Source organism: Duganella sp. GW821-FHT07F09 (assembly GCF_059418705.1).
In genome coordinates, this window is the sequence record NZ_JBWKQJ010000021.1 from 14820 (window position 1) to 29615 (window position 14796).

The window sequence follows — 14796 nt, forward strand, 5'->3', positions numbered from 1 at the left end:
TCCTACTTTAGCCAGAATTCGGAAAACTCGTACGTGGTCAGGTAGGGGTCGGGCTTGACCGGCTCCGCCGCCTGCCAGACCACGTCGAAATTGCCGTCGTCGCGGGCCACGCCGATCTTGGGCTGCAGCCAGACGTGGTGGTTTTCGCGGTCGACGGCGATCGCGCCCTCCGGCGCCTCGAAGCGCTCCCCGTACACCGCCTCGACCAGCGCTTGCGTGTCCATCGAGCCGGCCCGCTCCAGCGCGCCGGCGAACAGGTACACCTGGTTGTAGGCCGCCTGGCCCCAGGCGCTGACGGTGGCGTCGGCGCCGAAGCGGCGCCGGTACGAGGCCAGGAAGTGCTGGTTGCGCGCCGAGCGCAGCGAGCTGAAATAGGTCGCCGAGACGATGTGGCCGGCGCAGAATTGCGGGCCGATCAGCTTCAATTCGGTCTCGCCCAGCGTCAGGCTGGCCACCGGCAGGCGGTGTTCGGCGCGGTCGGCGTCGTGCAGCACGCGGTAGAAGTCGCGCGCCGGGCGCCCGATCACGGTGGAGAACACCGCCTCCGGGCGGCTGCGCAGCAGGTCGTCGACGGCCGCCTCGATCTGGTCGTGGCAAACGTCGAAGGGCAGGTAGATCTCGTCGACGATCTCGCCGCCGTGGCGCTCGAAGAAATCGCGCATGATGCGGTTCGATTCGCGCGGGTAGATGTAGTCCGAGCCGATCAGGTACAGGCGCTTGCCGCGGTTCTTCAGCAGATACGCCGCCAGCTGCAGGCTGTTTTGATTCGGCACCGCGCCGGTGTAGATGACATTGGGCGAGTATTCGAAGCCCTCGTACAGCGAGCAGTACCACAGCAGGCCGTTGCGGCGCTCCAGCTCGGGCAGCACGGCCTTGCGGCTGGACGAGGTCGAGCAGCCGAAAATCACGTTCACGCCCTCGCGCGCAAGCATCTGGCCGGCCCGCCTGCGGTAGGCGCCCAGATCGCCCTGGGGATCGAACACCACCGGATCGAGCAGGCGGCCGCGCACGCCGCCGCGGGCGTTGATTTCCTCGATGGCCAGCACGGTGCCAAAGAAGTGTTCGGATTCGGTGACGGCGGTCACCCCGGAGCGGGAAAATAAAATCCCGACCCGCCACGTCTCGTTGCCTGGTTCTGCTGCGCTATGGATAGCCGTCATGTCGATCGCTCACTGGTGGTGCCGCTTATGGTACGTGATGGAACGGCCGTCGCGCAAGGCGCTTGTGGGGCGGTTCATGGGCCGCGCCGGGGCGCGGCGGCCCGCAGCGCCGCCTCCACCTGCGCGGCGGCCGCCAGGCAGCGCCGGTCCTGCCACGGCTGGCCGATCAGTTGTATCCCCATCGGGGCGCCGCTGGCGCCGCTCAGGCCCGGCACGCTGACGCAGGGCGTGCCGAGCAGCGTCCACACCTTGTTGAAGGTCGGCTCGCCGGTGGAGGCCCAGCCGAGCGGCGCCTCGTCCGGCGCGCTGGGCGTCATCAGCACGTCGACGCCCTCGAACAGCTCGGCGGCGCGCCGGCGGGCGGCGGCGACCAGCCGGCGCGCGGCGTCGTAGCGCGCGGCCGTGACCAGGGCCGCGCCGCGCAGGAAGTCGCCCAGCAGCGGCGACAGCCGCGCGCCGTGCACGTCGAATTCGAACGCCAGCGACTGGCTGGCCTCGTACTGCTGCAAGGTCGCGTGGGCGGCGTACAGCGCGTCGAACCACGCCGGCAGCGCGATCGCGCGCACGGTGGCGCCGCGCGCCGCGACGGCGTCGGCGGCCCGGCGCACGGCGGCGGCGGCGCCGGCCGACGGCGCCGCCCACGGATACGCCGCCGGCACCCCGACCACCAGTCCGCGCGGATCGTCGTCCGCCGCCGGCAGCAGGGGCCGGCCGATCAGCGTTTCGGCGAACCAGGCGACGTCGGTGACGCCGGCGGCGAACAGGCCGACCGTGTCCAGCGACCAGGAAAAACACTTCATGCCCGGCGTGGGAAACATGTCGAAGGTCGGCTTGTAGCCGGCCACGCCGCAGAACGACGCCGGCCGGATGGTGGAGCCGCCGGTCTGCGTGCCGATGGCGAACGGCACCATGCCGGCCGCCACCGCCGCCGCCGAGCCGGAGGACGAACCGCCGGCCGTGCGCCGCGGGTCGGCCGGATTCCGGGTCGGGGTCGGGGCCATGTAGGCGAACTCGCTGGTGACCGTCTTGCCGACCACGACGCCGCCGGCGCGGCGGATCAGCGAGACGATGGCGGCGTCGCCGGCCGGCTGGTGGCCGGCGTAGATGGGCGAGCCGTAGGCCGTCGGCAGCGCGGCCGTGTCGAAGATGTCCTTGACCGCCACCGGCAGGCCGGCCAGCGGGCCGCGCGCCCGGCCGGCCTGCGCCAGCGCGGCGGCCGGATCGAGCACCGAGACGAAGGCCTGGGTGTCGCCATCCAGGGCGGCGATGCGGCCGATGGCGGCGAGCATGACGTCGTGGCGGCCGATCTCGCCCAGCGCGATCTGGCGCACGAGCCGCGCGCCGGAGAGTGGATGCATGGTGTTCCTCCTTATACGCTCAGGTGGCGCATGATGTCGCGCCGGGCGTCGGCGCCGCCGGTGTCGCCGCCGGCGACGATCTCGCCGAGCTTGAGCAGCGCGTAGCGGTCCGCCACCGTGGTGGCGAACTGCACGTTCTGTTCGACCAACAGGATGGCCGTGCCGTGCGTGGCGCGCTGGTGCAGCAGCGCCGCCGCGACCCGGTCGATCACCGACGGCTGCATGCCCTCGGTGACTTCGTCGATCAGGATCAGGGCCGGCCGCACCATCAGCGCGCGCGCGATCAGCAGCATTTTCTGCTCGCCGCCCGACAGCGTGCCGGCGCGTTGCGCCATGCGTCCCTTGAGGAAGGGGAACAGGTGTTCGACTTCCGCAAAACGCGGGTCGAACAGACTGTCCTTGGCCAACCCCAGGCGCAGGTTGTCGCGCACGCTCAAGTCGTGGAACAGCGAACGCGACTGGGGCGCGTAGGCGATCCGTTCGCGCGCCACGCGGTGCGCCGGCTGGCGCGTCACGTCCTTGCCGAACAGCGCCACCGAGCCGCCGCGCTTGGGCAGGTAGCCCATGATCGATTTCAGCAGCGTGGTCTTGCCCATGCCGTTCTTGCCGACCAGCGCGACGATCTCGCCGGGTTGGATCGACAGGCTGACGTGGCGCACCACGATGGCGTCCTTGTAACCGCTGGAAACGTCGTGTAATGCCAATGCGGCGTTGCTCATGACATGGTCTCCTGTGTGGCGTTGTTGGGTTCAGCCTCGGGGACGGCGTGGCCGGAGTACACCGATTGCACCAGCTGGGACGCCACCACCTCGTCGACCGTGCCCTGCATGACGATTTTCCCCTGATGCAGCACGACCACGCGCGACGAGATCTCGCGCACGAAGTCGAGGTCGTGCTCGACCAGCAGGCAGCACATGCCGTAGTCCCGCGACAGCTCGATTAGGATGTGGCCGATCTTAGTGCGCTCGGCCTTGGTCAGCCCGGCGGTCGGCTCGTCCAGCAGAATCACGCGCGGTTCCAGCGCCAGCACCATCGCCAGCTCCAGCGCCTGCTGTTCGCCGTGCGACAGGTCGCGGCAGACGCGCCCGAGCTTGGTGTCCAGTTCGGTGGCGCGCAGCACCGCCAACGCGTAGGCCGGCAGCGACAGGGTGTTACGTTCCCGCGTCAGCGACGGCGTCTCGATGCGCGCGCGGGCGATGCGCAGGCACTCGGCCACGGTCAGCGATTCGAACACGTTCGCGGTTTGGAATTTCCTGCCGATGCCGAAGCCGACGCAGCGGCTCGGCGGCAGTTGCCGGAGGTCGTTGCGGTCGATGTGGATGGCGCCCGCGCTGCGCTCGGCGCCGTCGCTCATGCAGCGCATCAGCGTGGTTTTGCCAGCGCCGTTGGGGCCGATCAGGCTGACCAGCTCGCCGGGATAGGCGCTCAGGTCTATGCCCTCCAGCACCTTCAGGCTGCCGAAGTGTTTGGCTACGCCGGCCAGTTCCATGGCGGGGATGGCGCGGTCGATGCGGCCGCGCTGGCGGTCAGGCGCCGTCGCCAGCGTCGGCACGGCGGCCGGGCCGGCGCGGCGCGGCAAGAAGCGGCGCAGCTTGAGCGCCAGCGGCATCAGCCCCTGCGGCAGCAGAATGATGACCAGCACGAACGCGATGCCGACCAGCAGTTTCCATAGGAAGGGCAGGCTGCCGCTCAGATAGGCGCTGGCGGTTTCGATCAGGATCGCGCCGAGCACGGGGCCGAGCAGTGTGCCGCGGCCGCCCAGCGCCACCCAGATGATGATTTCGGTGCCGAACACAAAGCCCGACAGCTCCGGCGCCACCACGCCGCTGAAGGCGGCGTAGCCGAAGCCGGCCGCGCTGGCCACCAGCGCGGTGACGACCAGCAGGGCGATCTTGACCCGCGACGGATTGATGCCGAGGTATTCGCAGCGCGATTCATTGTCGCGGATGCCGACCAGCACCTGGCCGGCGTCGCTGTGGACGAAGATCCAGGCGGCGCAGGTCAGCAGCACCAGCGTGCCGCCGACGATCCAGAACCAGGCGTCCAGCGGCAGGTCGACCGTGGTGTAGCCGGTCAGGCCGGAACTCGAGCCGGTGAACGTGCCGCCGGAGAACAGCAGCTGCGTCATGACGATGGGCAGCACCAGCGAGATCACCGAGGCGTACAGGGGCGTGGCGCCCTGGTAGAACGACAGCCAGCCGACCAGCAGCGCCACCAGCGCGGCGCCGGCCAGGGCCAGACCCAGCGCCAGCCAGGCCGGGCCGGCGCCGAAGCCGACATGGGTAAACACCAGGCCGGCGGCATAGGCACCGATGCCGAAGAAGGCCGACTGGCCGAACGTCAGGATGCCGGCGCGGCCCCACAGGATGTCGACGGTCAGCGCCACCATGGCGAAACAGCAGGCGCGGATGACGATGTTGAGCAGATAGGTGTCGAGCAGCGACGGCATCAGCGCGACCATCAGCAGCGCCGCCAAGGTGACGCCGAACACCGGCGCTAGGGATTTGTTGGCGCGCGGCGCCGGGTTGCCGCGGTGTGATGTATTAATCATGAGAAAATCCCTTCGGACGGATGCGCAGCGTGATCGCCGACAGCAGCACAATGGCGATGCCGCCCAGTATCGGACTCACAAAAGTACTCAGCAATACCTGGATGCCGCCGAACAGCAGGGCCGCCGCGACCAGGCCGAACATGGACGAGCCGGCCACCATGACCAGCATGAAGGCGTTGATCAGCCACGGAATCCCCATGTTGGGATCGACGCTGGAGAGCGGCGTGATCAGGGCCCCGGCCAGGCAGCCCAGGCCCGCACCCAGGCTGAAGGTGAAGAAGCGCACCCGGCCCGAATGAATGCCCAAGCCGCGCGCCAGCTCCTCGTTCATGATGACGGCGCGCGTGACCAGGCCGAAGCGGGTTTTGCTCAGCAGCACGCTCAAGGCCAGCGCCAGCGCGGCGGCAAAGCCGGTCAGCACGATGCGGTAGGCGGAATATTCGGTGCCCAGTACCGTCAGCGGCCCGGACAGCGGGCTGGTGGCGAATTGCGCCTCGCGCCCGAAGCCCAGCGTGATCAGCTGGGCGATCACGATGCCCAGACCCCAGGTGGCCAGGATCGCGTCCAGCGGGCGTGCGTACAGCGGGCGCACGATGAGGTACTCGATCGCCATGCCGCAGATCCAGCCGGCCGCCATCGCCGCCGGCAAGGCGATCCAGGGGTTCAGTCCCAGCTGGGTGACCACCAGGCTGGCATAGGCGCCGATGGTCAGGAAGGCACCATGCGCAAAGTTGATGATCTTCATGACCCCGAAGATCATCAGCAGCCCCGCCGCCACCAGATACAGGATGGCGGCCGAACTTATCACATCCAAAAACAACGACATTTCATCTCCTCGTTCTACTTGTTGCATCGGAAGCCGGGCGTCGCCCGGCTCCTTGCTGCGTACGCCAGGGGCCTAGTTAGCCGGACATTGCTCTCCCGGGCTGATGCTGTTGAAGCTCTGGATTACCTTGACGCTGCCGTCGGCCTGCGCCTGTCCCAGATACATCTTCAGCGGCGCATGGTGTTGCTTGGACATCCGCACACGGCCGCGCGGACCGTCGTGCGCCACTTCGGACAGCGCCAGCCGGACCTTCTCCGGCGCGGTGTCGCCGGCCTTCTCGACGGCCGCCTTGTACAGGTAGATTGCCTCGTATTGCGGCACCGACAGATCGTTCGGCACCTTCAGGGCGGCGCCGAATTTCTTGCCCATGTCGGCCAGGTATTTGTGGTTCTCCGGGCTGTCGATGCCGGTCACGTACGAGGCGGAAATATACAGGCCCTGGCCGTCGGCGCCCAGGCTTTTGGCGGTGCCCTCGTCCACCGCCAGGTTACCGTACGGCAGATTCAGGCCGGTGGCGCGCAACTGCTTGGTCAGCGAGACGTTGGGCGCGCCGCCGGCGGTCGACGTGATCAGCGCGTCGGCCTTGCTGGCGCGCAGCTTGCTCAGGACCGCCGTCCAGTCGGTGGCGTCCATCGGCAGGTATTCCTCGCCGACCACCTTGCCGCCCTCGCTTTCGATGAACTGGCGGGTGAAGGCCAGCATGCCGCGTCCGAACGAGTAGTCGCTGCCGATCAGGAAGAAGGACTTGGCCTTCAGGTTGCGCATGAAATATTTGACGATGGGCGGCACCTGCTGTTCCGGCACCCAGGCGTTGACGAACAGCCAGGGGCTGCACGAGCGGCCCTCGTAGAACGAGGTGTAGATATACGGGATCTTGCCCTTGTTGACGATGGGCAGGCCGGCGTTGCGGGCGGCGCTGGTTTCCATCGAAATGATCACGTCCACCTTTTTGCGGAACACCAGCGAGTCGAAGGCTTTTTGCGCGCCCACCGCGCCCGAGCCGTCGTCGGCGATTTCCAGCCGCAGCTGGCGGCCGAGCACGCCGCCGGCGGCGTTGATCTCGTCGACCGCCAGCTGCGCCGACTGCACCACGCCGGGCGCCACCACGCTGTTGGCGCCGGACAAACCGATCGGCACGCCGATCTTGATCGGCTCGGCCGCCATCGCCGCACCGGCGCAGGCGAGGGCCAGCGCCATCGCGTTCAATTGTATTAGTTTAGGCATTTTTTATCCTCCGGGTAGGTGTTCAGAACGAATGGCTGATGCCGAGCGCGTAGCCGTGCACGGTCTCGCGCAGGTGTTCGGTCCAGGTGTCGGCGTAGACGCTGGTGCGTTTGGAGAAGGCGTGCACGTAGCCGACGCTGACCTTGTGGCTGTCCAGCCCCTTGTTGGCGCCGTAGCCGCCGCGCAGCGAGTCGTGCGCGTTCAAGCCGTAGGTGGCGGCCAACAGGTAGAGGTTTTCCGCCCGCAGGTCGAGCACCTTGGTGTGCGCGTAGCTGGCGAACACTTTCAAGTTGCCGGCGGTATAGGTGCCGCCGGCGTAGGCGATGGAATCGTCGCGGTGGTTCTTCTCATAGGACAGCACCGCCAGCACCGGCCCGCTTTCATAGTTAAACGCCGCGCCGCGGTTGCGTTGGCGCGCGCCGGGCGCCAGTTCGGCCTCGCCGGCGAGGGTGAGGTTGGCGCCGTTCCAGCTGGGCGTGTCGTAGAACACGGCGTTGTTGATGCGGGCGAACGTGGCATAGTTCAGCGCCACGTCGTTGGTGCCGTCGGCGCTGTAGCTGCCGGTCTGGTAGCCCGACAGGGTGGCGAAGGTGGCGCCGTTGCCCCACGGCTCCAGGCGCCACAGGGACTGCCACGCGGCCGACATGGCGCGGCCCAGGCGCAGCGTGCCGAACGACGCGCTCTTCAAGCCGACGGTCGATTCGCCCTGCCAGAACGTGCCGGGATTGGACAGGCCGCCGGTGTCGGGATTGAACCGCATCTGCAGGTTGAACACGCCTTTCAGGCCGCCGCCCAGGTCCTCCGTGCCGGCCAGTCCCAGCCAGTTGAAATATCCCGGTCCCATGGTCAGCGGCGCGTCGCTGGATTTGCCGATGGCCATATCCAGGTTGCCGTAAAAGGTGACGTTGCTTTGCGCGCGCGCCGGCGCCCCCAGCGCCGCCAGCGCCAGCGCCAGCGCGGCGCACCCTCCGGTGCGTCCTGGTCGTGTGAAATTTTTCATTGCTCTCATCCCTTTCTTTGCTTTCTTTGATATGAAAAAATCCCGGTGTCATGGGCCCGCCTCACCCGGTGGTACCTGCCCGCGCCTTGGCACGTGCCGCCGGTTACTGCCCGGGCGATCGTCATCGCCCGGTTATTTCGCCAGCCCGTCGCAATTGCCGTACACGTCGCCGCGGCGGTCGCTCAGCAGCTGATTAAATTCGTTCAGGCGCCGCTGGCCGCGCGCCTCCGACAGATCCAGGTCCGCATAGATGATGGCCTCGTCGTTCCGGCCGGCCGGCCCGGCCATCGGCCAGCCGCTGCAATGGACAATCACGCTGCCGCCGATGAAGGCCTGGTCGCGCTCGACGCCGACCCGGTCGGCGCAGGCGATGAACAAGGCGTTCGAATGGGCCGACGCCATGGCCAGCGTGACCGCCATCGGATGCTGGCCGGGCGGCTGGTCCGGCATCGGCACCCAGTTGGTGGGCACGCAAATCAGGTCGGCGCCCTGGAGCATGCCCAACCGGTACACTTCCGGGAACCAGCCGTCGTAGCAGACCGCGACGCCGATCCGGCCGAATGGCGTGTCGAACACCGGCACCCCGAGGTTGCCCGGCGTGAAGTAGCGGTTTTCCTCGTTCCACAGGTGGAGCTTGCGGTATTTGCCGATATAGCCGTCCGGTCCGATAACGACGGCGCTGTTGTATAAGGCCGCGCCGTCGCGCTCGGCGATGCCGGCCACGATGTACACCCGCAGCCGGCGGGCGAGGGCGCTCCATTCCTGGCAGGTGGGGCCGGCGGGAATCTCTTCCGCCAGGGCCAGCGCCTCTTCCCGGCTGTGGAACATGTAGCCGGAATTGCACAGCTCCGGCAGGACGATCAGCCGCGCGCCCTGGCGCGCCGCCGCGTCGATGAAGCGCGCGGCCGCGGCCCGGTTTTCGGCGACGTCGCCGATATGCGGCTCCATCTGTATGCACGCGATCCTCACCGATCCGTCACTTGATATTTGCGCAGCCATAACTACCCTCGACACGAAAAAAACGCAAAAAAAAGCCCCCGATGCGCCTAGGCGCAAATCGGGGGCTTTATAGCCCGGTATATGTGAAGCAGCAGTATTGCTGCCATAACCGTGTATCCAGTGCGCACGCTCGTCCAGCGAGGATGCGCCACACCAAAATTTGCAACGAAGCAAATAAGGTATGAAACCAGTATCATCCTGCGCAACGGCGGCGTCAAGTAAATTGTATAAACTAAGTCGAAATCTGTTGGAAATCCGTCCACGGCCGGAACGATGGACGCCCCCATGCCGGCGCGCGAACGCCTGCATGGGGGCTAGCGGAGGGGGCGCTTACAGCAGTTCTTGATGGAACGGCGAGTTAGGCGGCACCGTGCCGCCGCGGCGCAGCACCATCTGCTGCAAACCGTTGATCGCGGCGGCGATCGCGCCGCTGGCGAAGCCGCCCTCGGCGGTGTTTTCCTCGTTGATGAAGATCGCGCCGTCGCTCATCTTGAGCAGGGCGCCGAACAGCACCCGGGTGTTGTCCAGCTGATTGGGCGCGTCCATCTTGAAGGCGCCGTACTGGTGCTTGGCCAGGCTCCAGTGGGTGTACGAGATGCGGTCCTTGCTTTGTTCCACCACGTCTGCCAGGTTCTTGAGTTTTTGGTGGACCGGATTGCCGGGCTCCTGCGACGCCATGTCGCGCAGCGTCCGGATGTAGTTGTTCAGTTGTTCCTCGCCGCTCATGCCGCCGACCTTGGTGGCATTGTCGCCCAGCGTGTAGCTGGGGTAGAACACGGCGTTGTCGCTGCCGGGCATGGGCGGCACCAGGTACGATTGCTGGAACAGCTTGCTCGCCTGGACGTTGCCGGGCAGCTCGACGCCGGTCATCAGATCCTTGGCGATCTTGATGGCCATCTTGGTGGCGCCGACGACATTCGCTTGCTCCATGGCGTTGGCGAATTCCTCCGGCATCAGCGGTTCGGAACCGTCCTGGGGACCGGTCAGCCCCAGGCGCATGGCCTCGCGCGGGCCGCCGGCGAAGAACAGCTCGTCATAGGTCTGGGTGGCGACTTGCTGTGTTGCCTTGTCAAGGGAGCTGACGTGGTACTTGCCGTCGATTTTCTTGATGCCCGTGACCTCGACGCCCAGCTTGATCGCTTGCTGTTGCTCGAGCGATTGCGCGCCCGCGGGCAAGTCCTCCTCATCCTTGAGCGTGGCGTAGAGCGGCGCGTCGGCGCCATCGACCAGCGCCACGTGGCCTTCCAGGCGTTCGTCGACCAGGAAGCGCATCTCTTCCAGGAAGCCGGTGCCGTAGTAGCCTTCGTAGCCGCCGACGCCGATGCCGGTGGCGCCGAAGGTCTGCCATTCCTTGCGATCCCAGTCGATGCCCTTTTCCTTGAGCAGGGTCTGCAATCCCGAACGGAACGTATGGCTGTCGAATTTCTTCTTGGCGGCGTCGCTCAGCTCGCGGAACAGGGCGGTGTCGGCGGCGTCGCGCGCCGCGCGCAGGGGCGCCAGCAACGGTTCCGTCATGGCGCGCAAGACGTCCTGGGCGACCTTTTGCATCACCGGATTCGAGGCCGGTTTGCCGGGTTCGGCTTCATGCACGTCGTTGCCGATGATGTAAGACGTCGGGACCGAACTGGAGTTGGGGAACGGCACGTGTTGCAATTGGTAGTGCTTGGCCAGACTCCAGTAGACGTTGCCGCGGGTGGTGTGGAAGCGCATGCCGCCCGGATGCAGCGGCGTCGGGCTCATGGAGCCGTCTTCCCGTTCCCATCGTTCGGCGGCGATGCGTCCGCCGATCTTGTCGGCCTGCTCCAGCACGACCGGCTTGACGCCGAGGCGGTTCAAACCGTCGGCCGCCATGATGCCGGCCGGGCCGGCGCCGACCACGCACACCTTGAGATTCTCGGCCACGCCCGGCGGCAATTCGCCCACCTTGCGCTTGTTGTCCCACCAGAAGCCGGTGTAGTCGTACATGTGATCGAGGGGCATGGTCATGCGTAGGCCGGCGAAGCGTTCCTTGAGCACGGCCTGGAGTTCGCCCTGGTCGCCCGCCGCCTTGAACGCGGTCGCGAGGTTTTTCCGGGCGGCCGGGCTGCAGGACTGGAGCAGACGATCGGCCTCTTCCGGTTTCATGAACACGGCGGTGTGTTCGAGCCAGTCGCGCGCCGGCGGCTGGACGACATCGCGCGTCGATGCGAGCGTGACGTCGCCCAGCAGTTGGGCATGCCGCGTGCCCAGCGATTCAAGGACCTCGCGTTTCTCCGCTTCGCACAGGCAGTGCCAATGCAGGGTGATTTCAAGGTGGTGTTGTTCGCGCAGCGGTCCGTCGGCCAGCGTGTTCAGGTTGCGGGTCACGGCGTCGGCAAGTTGCTCGCGCTCGCCAGGCCATTGCCCGGCGGGCGCGCTGAAATAGCGGCCGACCGATTGCGGATTCACCGGCGGCAGCGGGCGGCCGACTGTCGATAGCGGCGCCTCCGGCGTCGATGACGCGGCGGCCGCGTCCCGTGTCACGCCGCCGCTGCGTCCCAGATGCTCGGCCATGTCGACCCGGCCTGCGGGCCAGGTGCGGGACGTTGCCATCACGACTTCGGGATTGAGCGACGGAATCAGGACCGACAGGCGGGCGCGCTTGGCGGCCGGGTTATCGGTGCGAGGCGAAGGGACGTTGGCTGTCGGCGAGGAGACTTCTTCCGCTTGGGCGCGGTTTGCGGTGGCCACCGGCACTTCGGTGGCGGAAATTGGCAGGGAAAGATCCGGGCCTGAGGTAATTCTTAGCATGAAATTTTCTTCTTGAAAAATATTAAGTGTTTGCATGGCCGTCACGCGCGATGGCGGGATGACGGCCATGATCGGAATGGGGTGCAGCGGGGACAGCGTTGCAAAATTGCCGGCGTTGACGGGAATGCCAAGTGGTCCGCACCGATACGACCTTTCGGCAAGATGTCACCACTGTCCGGATGTATGTGGCGGCGGCGGGCGGGCAGGTTCCTTCTGCCGTTCTTTCCGATGGAAAATATTTGTGTGGATGGGCGGCAGATAGCTGTATTTATACCGATATGGAGTTTGGATATCTGGAATTATTCTGGGTTCCGCGGGGAACGGGGGGCACGCATGGTTCGACTGACATTCTCACGGACTCATTTCAATATTCCAATGAAAACAGATATCAATACCAGCCTATCGTCCTTGCACGATTGGCCTGAACCATCCCGGGGCGAGGCCGCGCATGGCGGCGCGACACCAGCCCCCCCGACCGTCGGCGACAACGGCGGCGCGGCCTGTCGTTCCGAGCGGCGGTCGTCGGATCGGCGCGCCGCTTTGGCGTTATTCTCGACGGTAAGCAGGACGCTGTCCGCGCCGCTCCCGCAGGGAAGGCTGCCGGAACCGACGGGCCGCGCCGCCCGGTTCGGGTCGGCCAGACTGGCGCTGCCGGAGCACCAGGAAAGAGACACGGCATCGCTGATCGGCAGCCAGGTGGAACGCAGCGACAGCCACATCTCGTATCAGGTGTCTGGGCGCGATGAACATCTTGTCGCCGGCGACGCAATCCCCGGCCCCTTCGCGCGAAGGGAGACCCTGCTGGCCGACTACATGTGGGCCAAGCAACGGCCGCTCGACCCCGAGGGCGCCGTCGCCGCCATCAAGCTGCGCAGGGCGGCCGAAGTTTATTGTCCCAAAAATAACCTGGCGAAATTCATGCCGCGTCCGCCGCGGTCGGAACCTGCCCGATCGCGTCTGGCGGACCTGCTGACCATGCCGGTGGATCGACTGATCGCCGACGTGCAAGCGCATCCGCAACGTTATTCCAGGACTTTGCTGACCGATGTCGCATCGGCGCATATGATCGCGGCATTGAACATCGATATCGAAAAGTATAAGCAAGGCATCCATCACGCGGCTTTGTACGAAGGCCTGCACAGCGTGGCGGGGCGCGTCGTCAGCTCGGCCGCGGCCGGGGTCAGCTTGGGCGTTTCCGAGATACCGGGGAGCGGGCACGTCTTGAAAGCGGTGGGCAAAGCCGTCAAGATACTGTCCCACGAATTGCCGCCCAACATAGTCAATCCGCTGTTGACGGGAAAACTGCGCACGGTTACCGATGTCAAGGAATCGTTCCTGCGGGTGGGCGGGCAACCCGTGGTGATGCCGCAGATCGACAAGAGTCCCGACATGGGGGAGATCGTCCGTACCGCCCGCGCCAGGCGCGGCCGGCTGGACGAAGCGCTTGCGCGTTTTGCGCCCGGCGACGACCAGGCCCTCGCCGGTGTTGTGGATGCGTTTCTTTCCCTTCATGAAACTGTCGACCGGCATTATCGGCGACGGATAGGCCTGAACCGGACCCAGACCTACAGCAAAGGGTGGGGCATGGCGGTCAACGGCGTGGGCGTGACCGGGGCCGTGGTGTCGGCGACCGTGCCGGTGGTCGGCCAGATTGTCGGCCCCGCCATGATCGGCGCGACCATTCCCTTGCAGTGGGTGGCCGGCTATCTTGACGAACGGCGCAATAAGCATCGGTACAATTTTCGCGCCAACATGAAATGGGCCGACTTCCTGGTCGCAGACGCGGCGCGCATGGACTTCCGAAACCTGGGACCCGAGCACGTGTCCGAACCGGCGTTGCGGCAGTCGTTCATGACGCAGGCGGAAGTCCGTATCGCGGCCGTTCGGGAAGTCTACGAAGACGCCATCGGTGACCTGGTACGGGAGTACCTGGACACCGAAAGCAAGATCGCCGCCGCCGAACGCGACGGCGCGCCGGCCCACACGGTCCAGCCCATGCGCCATCAAATTGTCGAGCTCGTCGAGAAACTCACGCTTGCCAAGCGACAGGCCGACGATTTCGAGTCCTTCGAGGCGGCGCGCTGGCGCCAGATCCCCGAGGACAGCATGATCGGAAAATGCCTGGACGATTTGAAAGCGCTCGAAAAAGCGGACCGGCGCGCCCGCATGCGCAAGCCGGGCGAGTCGGCGCAGATCGTGCAGCGCTATGTGCAGGCTTTTCAGGCGGGCGTGTCGACGGGGACGAGCCTGCCGATTGCCGATGCCATCACGTCGATCGACACCATGCATGAACATGGCGATTCCCACGAGGCGCTGCGGCCGGCTCCGCTGGCGCTGGCGGTCGCCGCTGGCGTGACGGGCGGGGCGGTCTTCACGGCGGCGACCGGCGAAGTCAGGATGAGCAAGGCGGACAACAAGAAAATACTCTCGGGCCGGCCGCCTGCCGCCGCGCAAGCGCCACGCGTGGATAGCCCTGAATGGTCTTTTCAGGCGGCCGGGCGCCAGGTCGACCTGCGGCCCACCGCCGGCTATCGTCGCCACACCTACACCAGGCGGCAGGAGTTCGGGCTGCTGGGAAAAGCGGTCAAGCACGGGCTGACCAGCGGCCCCGTCGGACTGATGAATCTGATGCGCGCGAAAGGCGGACCACAAGGCGAAATCACCCTTGCGCGCAAAGCGCTACGGCGGGCGCTCGACGAACTCGCGCGCTCCGGGCTGGAGAAGAAGGCCGCGCCCGGTGAACGGGCGGACACCATCTCCGCCATGAAGGATGAACTCTACGACTATCGATCGGTGCGGGACTACCTGGGAGTCTGACCGTTGTCGAACTGACCATCCCGCGATGATGATCGAAACCCATGCGTTTGCAGTATGTTTGGGAAGTAACCATCTCGGGCTGAATAGTTACC

General features: G+C 66.4%; 10 protein-coding genes. 1 reads left to right on the top strand and 9 read right to left on the bottom strand.

What is annotated here, in order from left to right; genetic code table 11:
• Positions 1 to 2 precede the first annotated feature (2 nt).
• The 9 genes from AC07P1_RS31925 to AC07P1_RS31965 form a co-directional block, all read right to left on the bottom strand.
• Complete coding sequence (locus tag AC07P1_RS31925) at positions 3 to 1160, bottom strand: transporter substrate-binding domain-containing protein (RefSeq protein WP_494699620.1); 1158 nt, start codon at positions 1158 to 1160, stop codon at positions 3 to 5.
• A gap of 74 nt (positions 1161 to 1234) precedes the next feature.
• Positions 1235 to 2518, bottom strand: a complete 1284-nt coding sequence (locus AC07P1_RS31930) for an amidase (RefSeq protein WP_494699621.1) — start codon at positions 2516 to 2518, stop codon at positions 1235 to 1237.
• 11 nt (positions 2519 to 2529) lie between these two features.
• Positions 2530 to 3237 carry an ABC transporter ATP-binding protein gene (locus AC07P1_RS31935; RefSeq protein ID WP_494699622.1) on the bottom strand — a complete coding sequence of 236 codons (708 nt, stop codon included), beginning with the start codon at positions 3235 to 3237 and terminating at the stop codon, positions 2530 to 2532.
• Positions 3234 to 5069 (bottom strand): ABC transporter permease subunit, encoded by a 1836-nt coding sequence (locus tag AC07P1_RS31940; protein ID WP_494699623.1) that lies wholly within the window; start codon positions 5067 to 5069, stop codon positions 3234 to 3236. Before AC07P1_RS31940 ends, AC07P1_RS31935 begins: the two co-directional genes overlap by 4 nt.
• The gene (locus AC07P1_RS31945; RefSeq protein WP_494699624.1) at positions 5062 to 5895 is read right to left on the bottom strand and encodes a branched-chain amino acid ABC transporter permease; all 834 of its coding nucleotides are present in this window, start codon (positions 5893 to 5895) and stop codon (positions 5062 to 5064) included. The genes AC07P1_RS31940 and AC07P1_RS31945 overlap by 8 nt, the downstream gene beginning before the upstream one ends.
• 72 nt (positions 5896 to 5967) lie before the next feature.
• A complete protein-coding gene (locus AC07P1_RS31950) occupies positions 5968 to 7119 on the bottom strand; it encodes a substrate-binding protein (RefSeq protein ID WP_494699625.1) in 1152 nt (383 codons plus the stop codon).
• A 22-nt stretch (positions 7120 to 7141) separates the two neighbouring features.
• Complete coding sequence (locus AC07P1_RS31955; protein WP_494699626.1) at positions 7142 to 8119, bottom strand: porin; 978 nt, start codon at positions 8117 to 8119, stop codon at positions 7142 to 7144.
• A gap of 132 nt (positions 8120 to 8251) precedes the next feature.
• Positions 8252 to 9118: a nitrilase family protein gene (locus AC07P1_RS31960; RefSeq protein WP_494699627.1), complete on the bottom strand. Its 867-nt coding sequence runs from the start codon at positions 9116 to 9118 to the stop codon at positions 8252 to 8254.
• A gap of 330 nt (positions 9119 to 9448) precedes the next feature.
• Entirely contained in the window at positions 9449 to 11887 is a 2439-nt protein-coding gene (locus AC07P1_RS31965; protein WP_494699628.1) for an FAD-dependent oxidoreductase, read from the bottom strand.
• 375 nt (positions 11888 to 12262) lie between these two features.
• On the opposite strand from AC07P1_RS31965, the gene AC07P1_RS31970 reads away from it, so the two are divergent.
• Positions 12263 to 14704, top strand: coding sequence for a hypothetical protein (locus AC07P1_RS31970; protein WP_494699629.1), 2442 nt, complete (start codon positions 12263 to 12265; stop codon positions 14702 to 14704).
• Positions 14705 to 14796: the final 92 nt, after the last annotated feature.

Bases quoted from the DNA above. Each gene is read 5' to 3' on its own strand.
- AC07P1_RS31960 (WP_494699627.1), bottom strand. From the start codon at position 9,118: ATGGCTGCGCAAATATCAAGTGACGGATCGGTGAGGATCGCGTGCATA.
- AC07P1_RS31955 (WP_494699626.1), bottom strand. From the start codon at position 8,119: ATGAAAAATTTCACACGACCAGGACGCACCGGAGGGTGCGCCGCGCTG.
- AC07P1_RS31940 (WP_494699623.1), bottom strand. From the start codon at position 5,069: ATGATTAATACATCACACCGCGGCAACCCGGCGCCGCGCGCCAACAAA.
- AC07P1_RS31925 (WP_494699620.1), bottom strand. From the start codon at position 1,160: ATGACGGCTATCCATAGCGCAGCAGAACCAGGCAACGAGACGTGGCGG.
- AC07P1_RS31950 (WP_494699625.1), bottom strand. From the start codon at position 7,119: ATGCCTAAACTAATACAATTGAACGCGATGGCGCTGGCCCTCGCCTGC.
- AC07P1_RS31945 (WP_494699624.1), bottom strand. From the start codon at position 5,895: ATGTCGTTGTTTTTGGATGTGATAAGTTCGGCCGCCATCCTGTATCTG.
- AC07P1_RS31930 (WP_494699621.1), bottom strand. From the start codon at position 2,518: ATGCATCCACTCTCCGGCGCGCGGCTCGTGCGCCAGATCGCGCTGGGC.
- AC07P1_RS31965 (WP_494699628.1), bottom strand. From the start codon at position 11,887: ATGCTAAGAATTACCTCAGGCCCGGATCTTTCCCTGCCAATTTCCGCC.
- AC07P1_RS31935 (WP_494699622.1), bottom strand. From the start codon at position 3,237: ATGAGCAACGCCGCATTGGCATTACACGACGTTTCCAGCGGTTACAAG.
- AC07P1_RS31970 (WP_494699629.1), top strand. From the start codon at position 12,263: ATGAAAACAGATATCAATACCAGCCTATCGTCCTTGCACGATTGGCCT.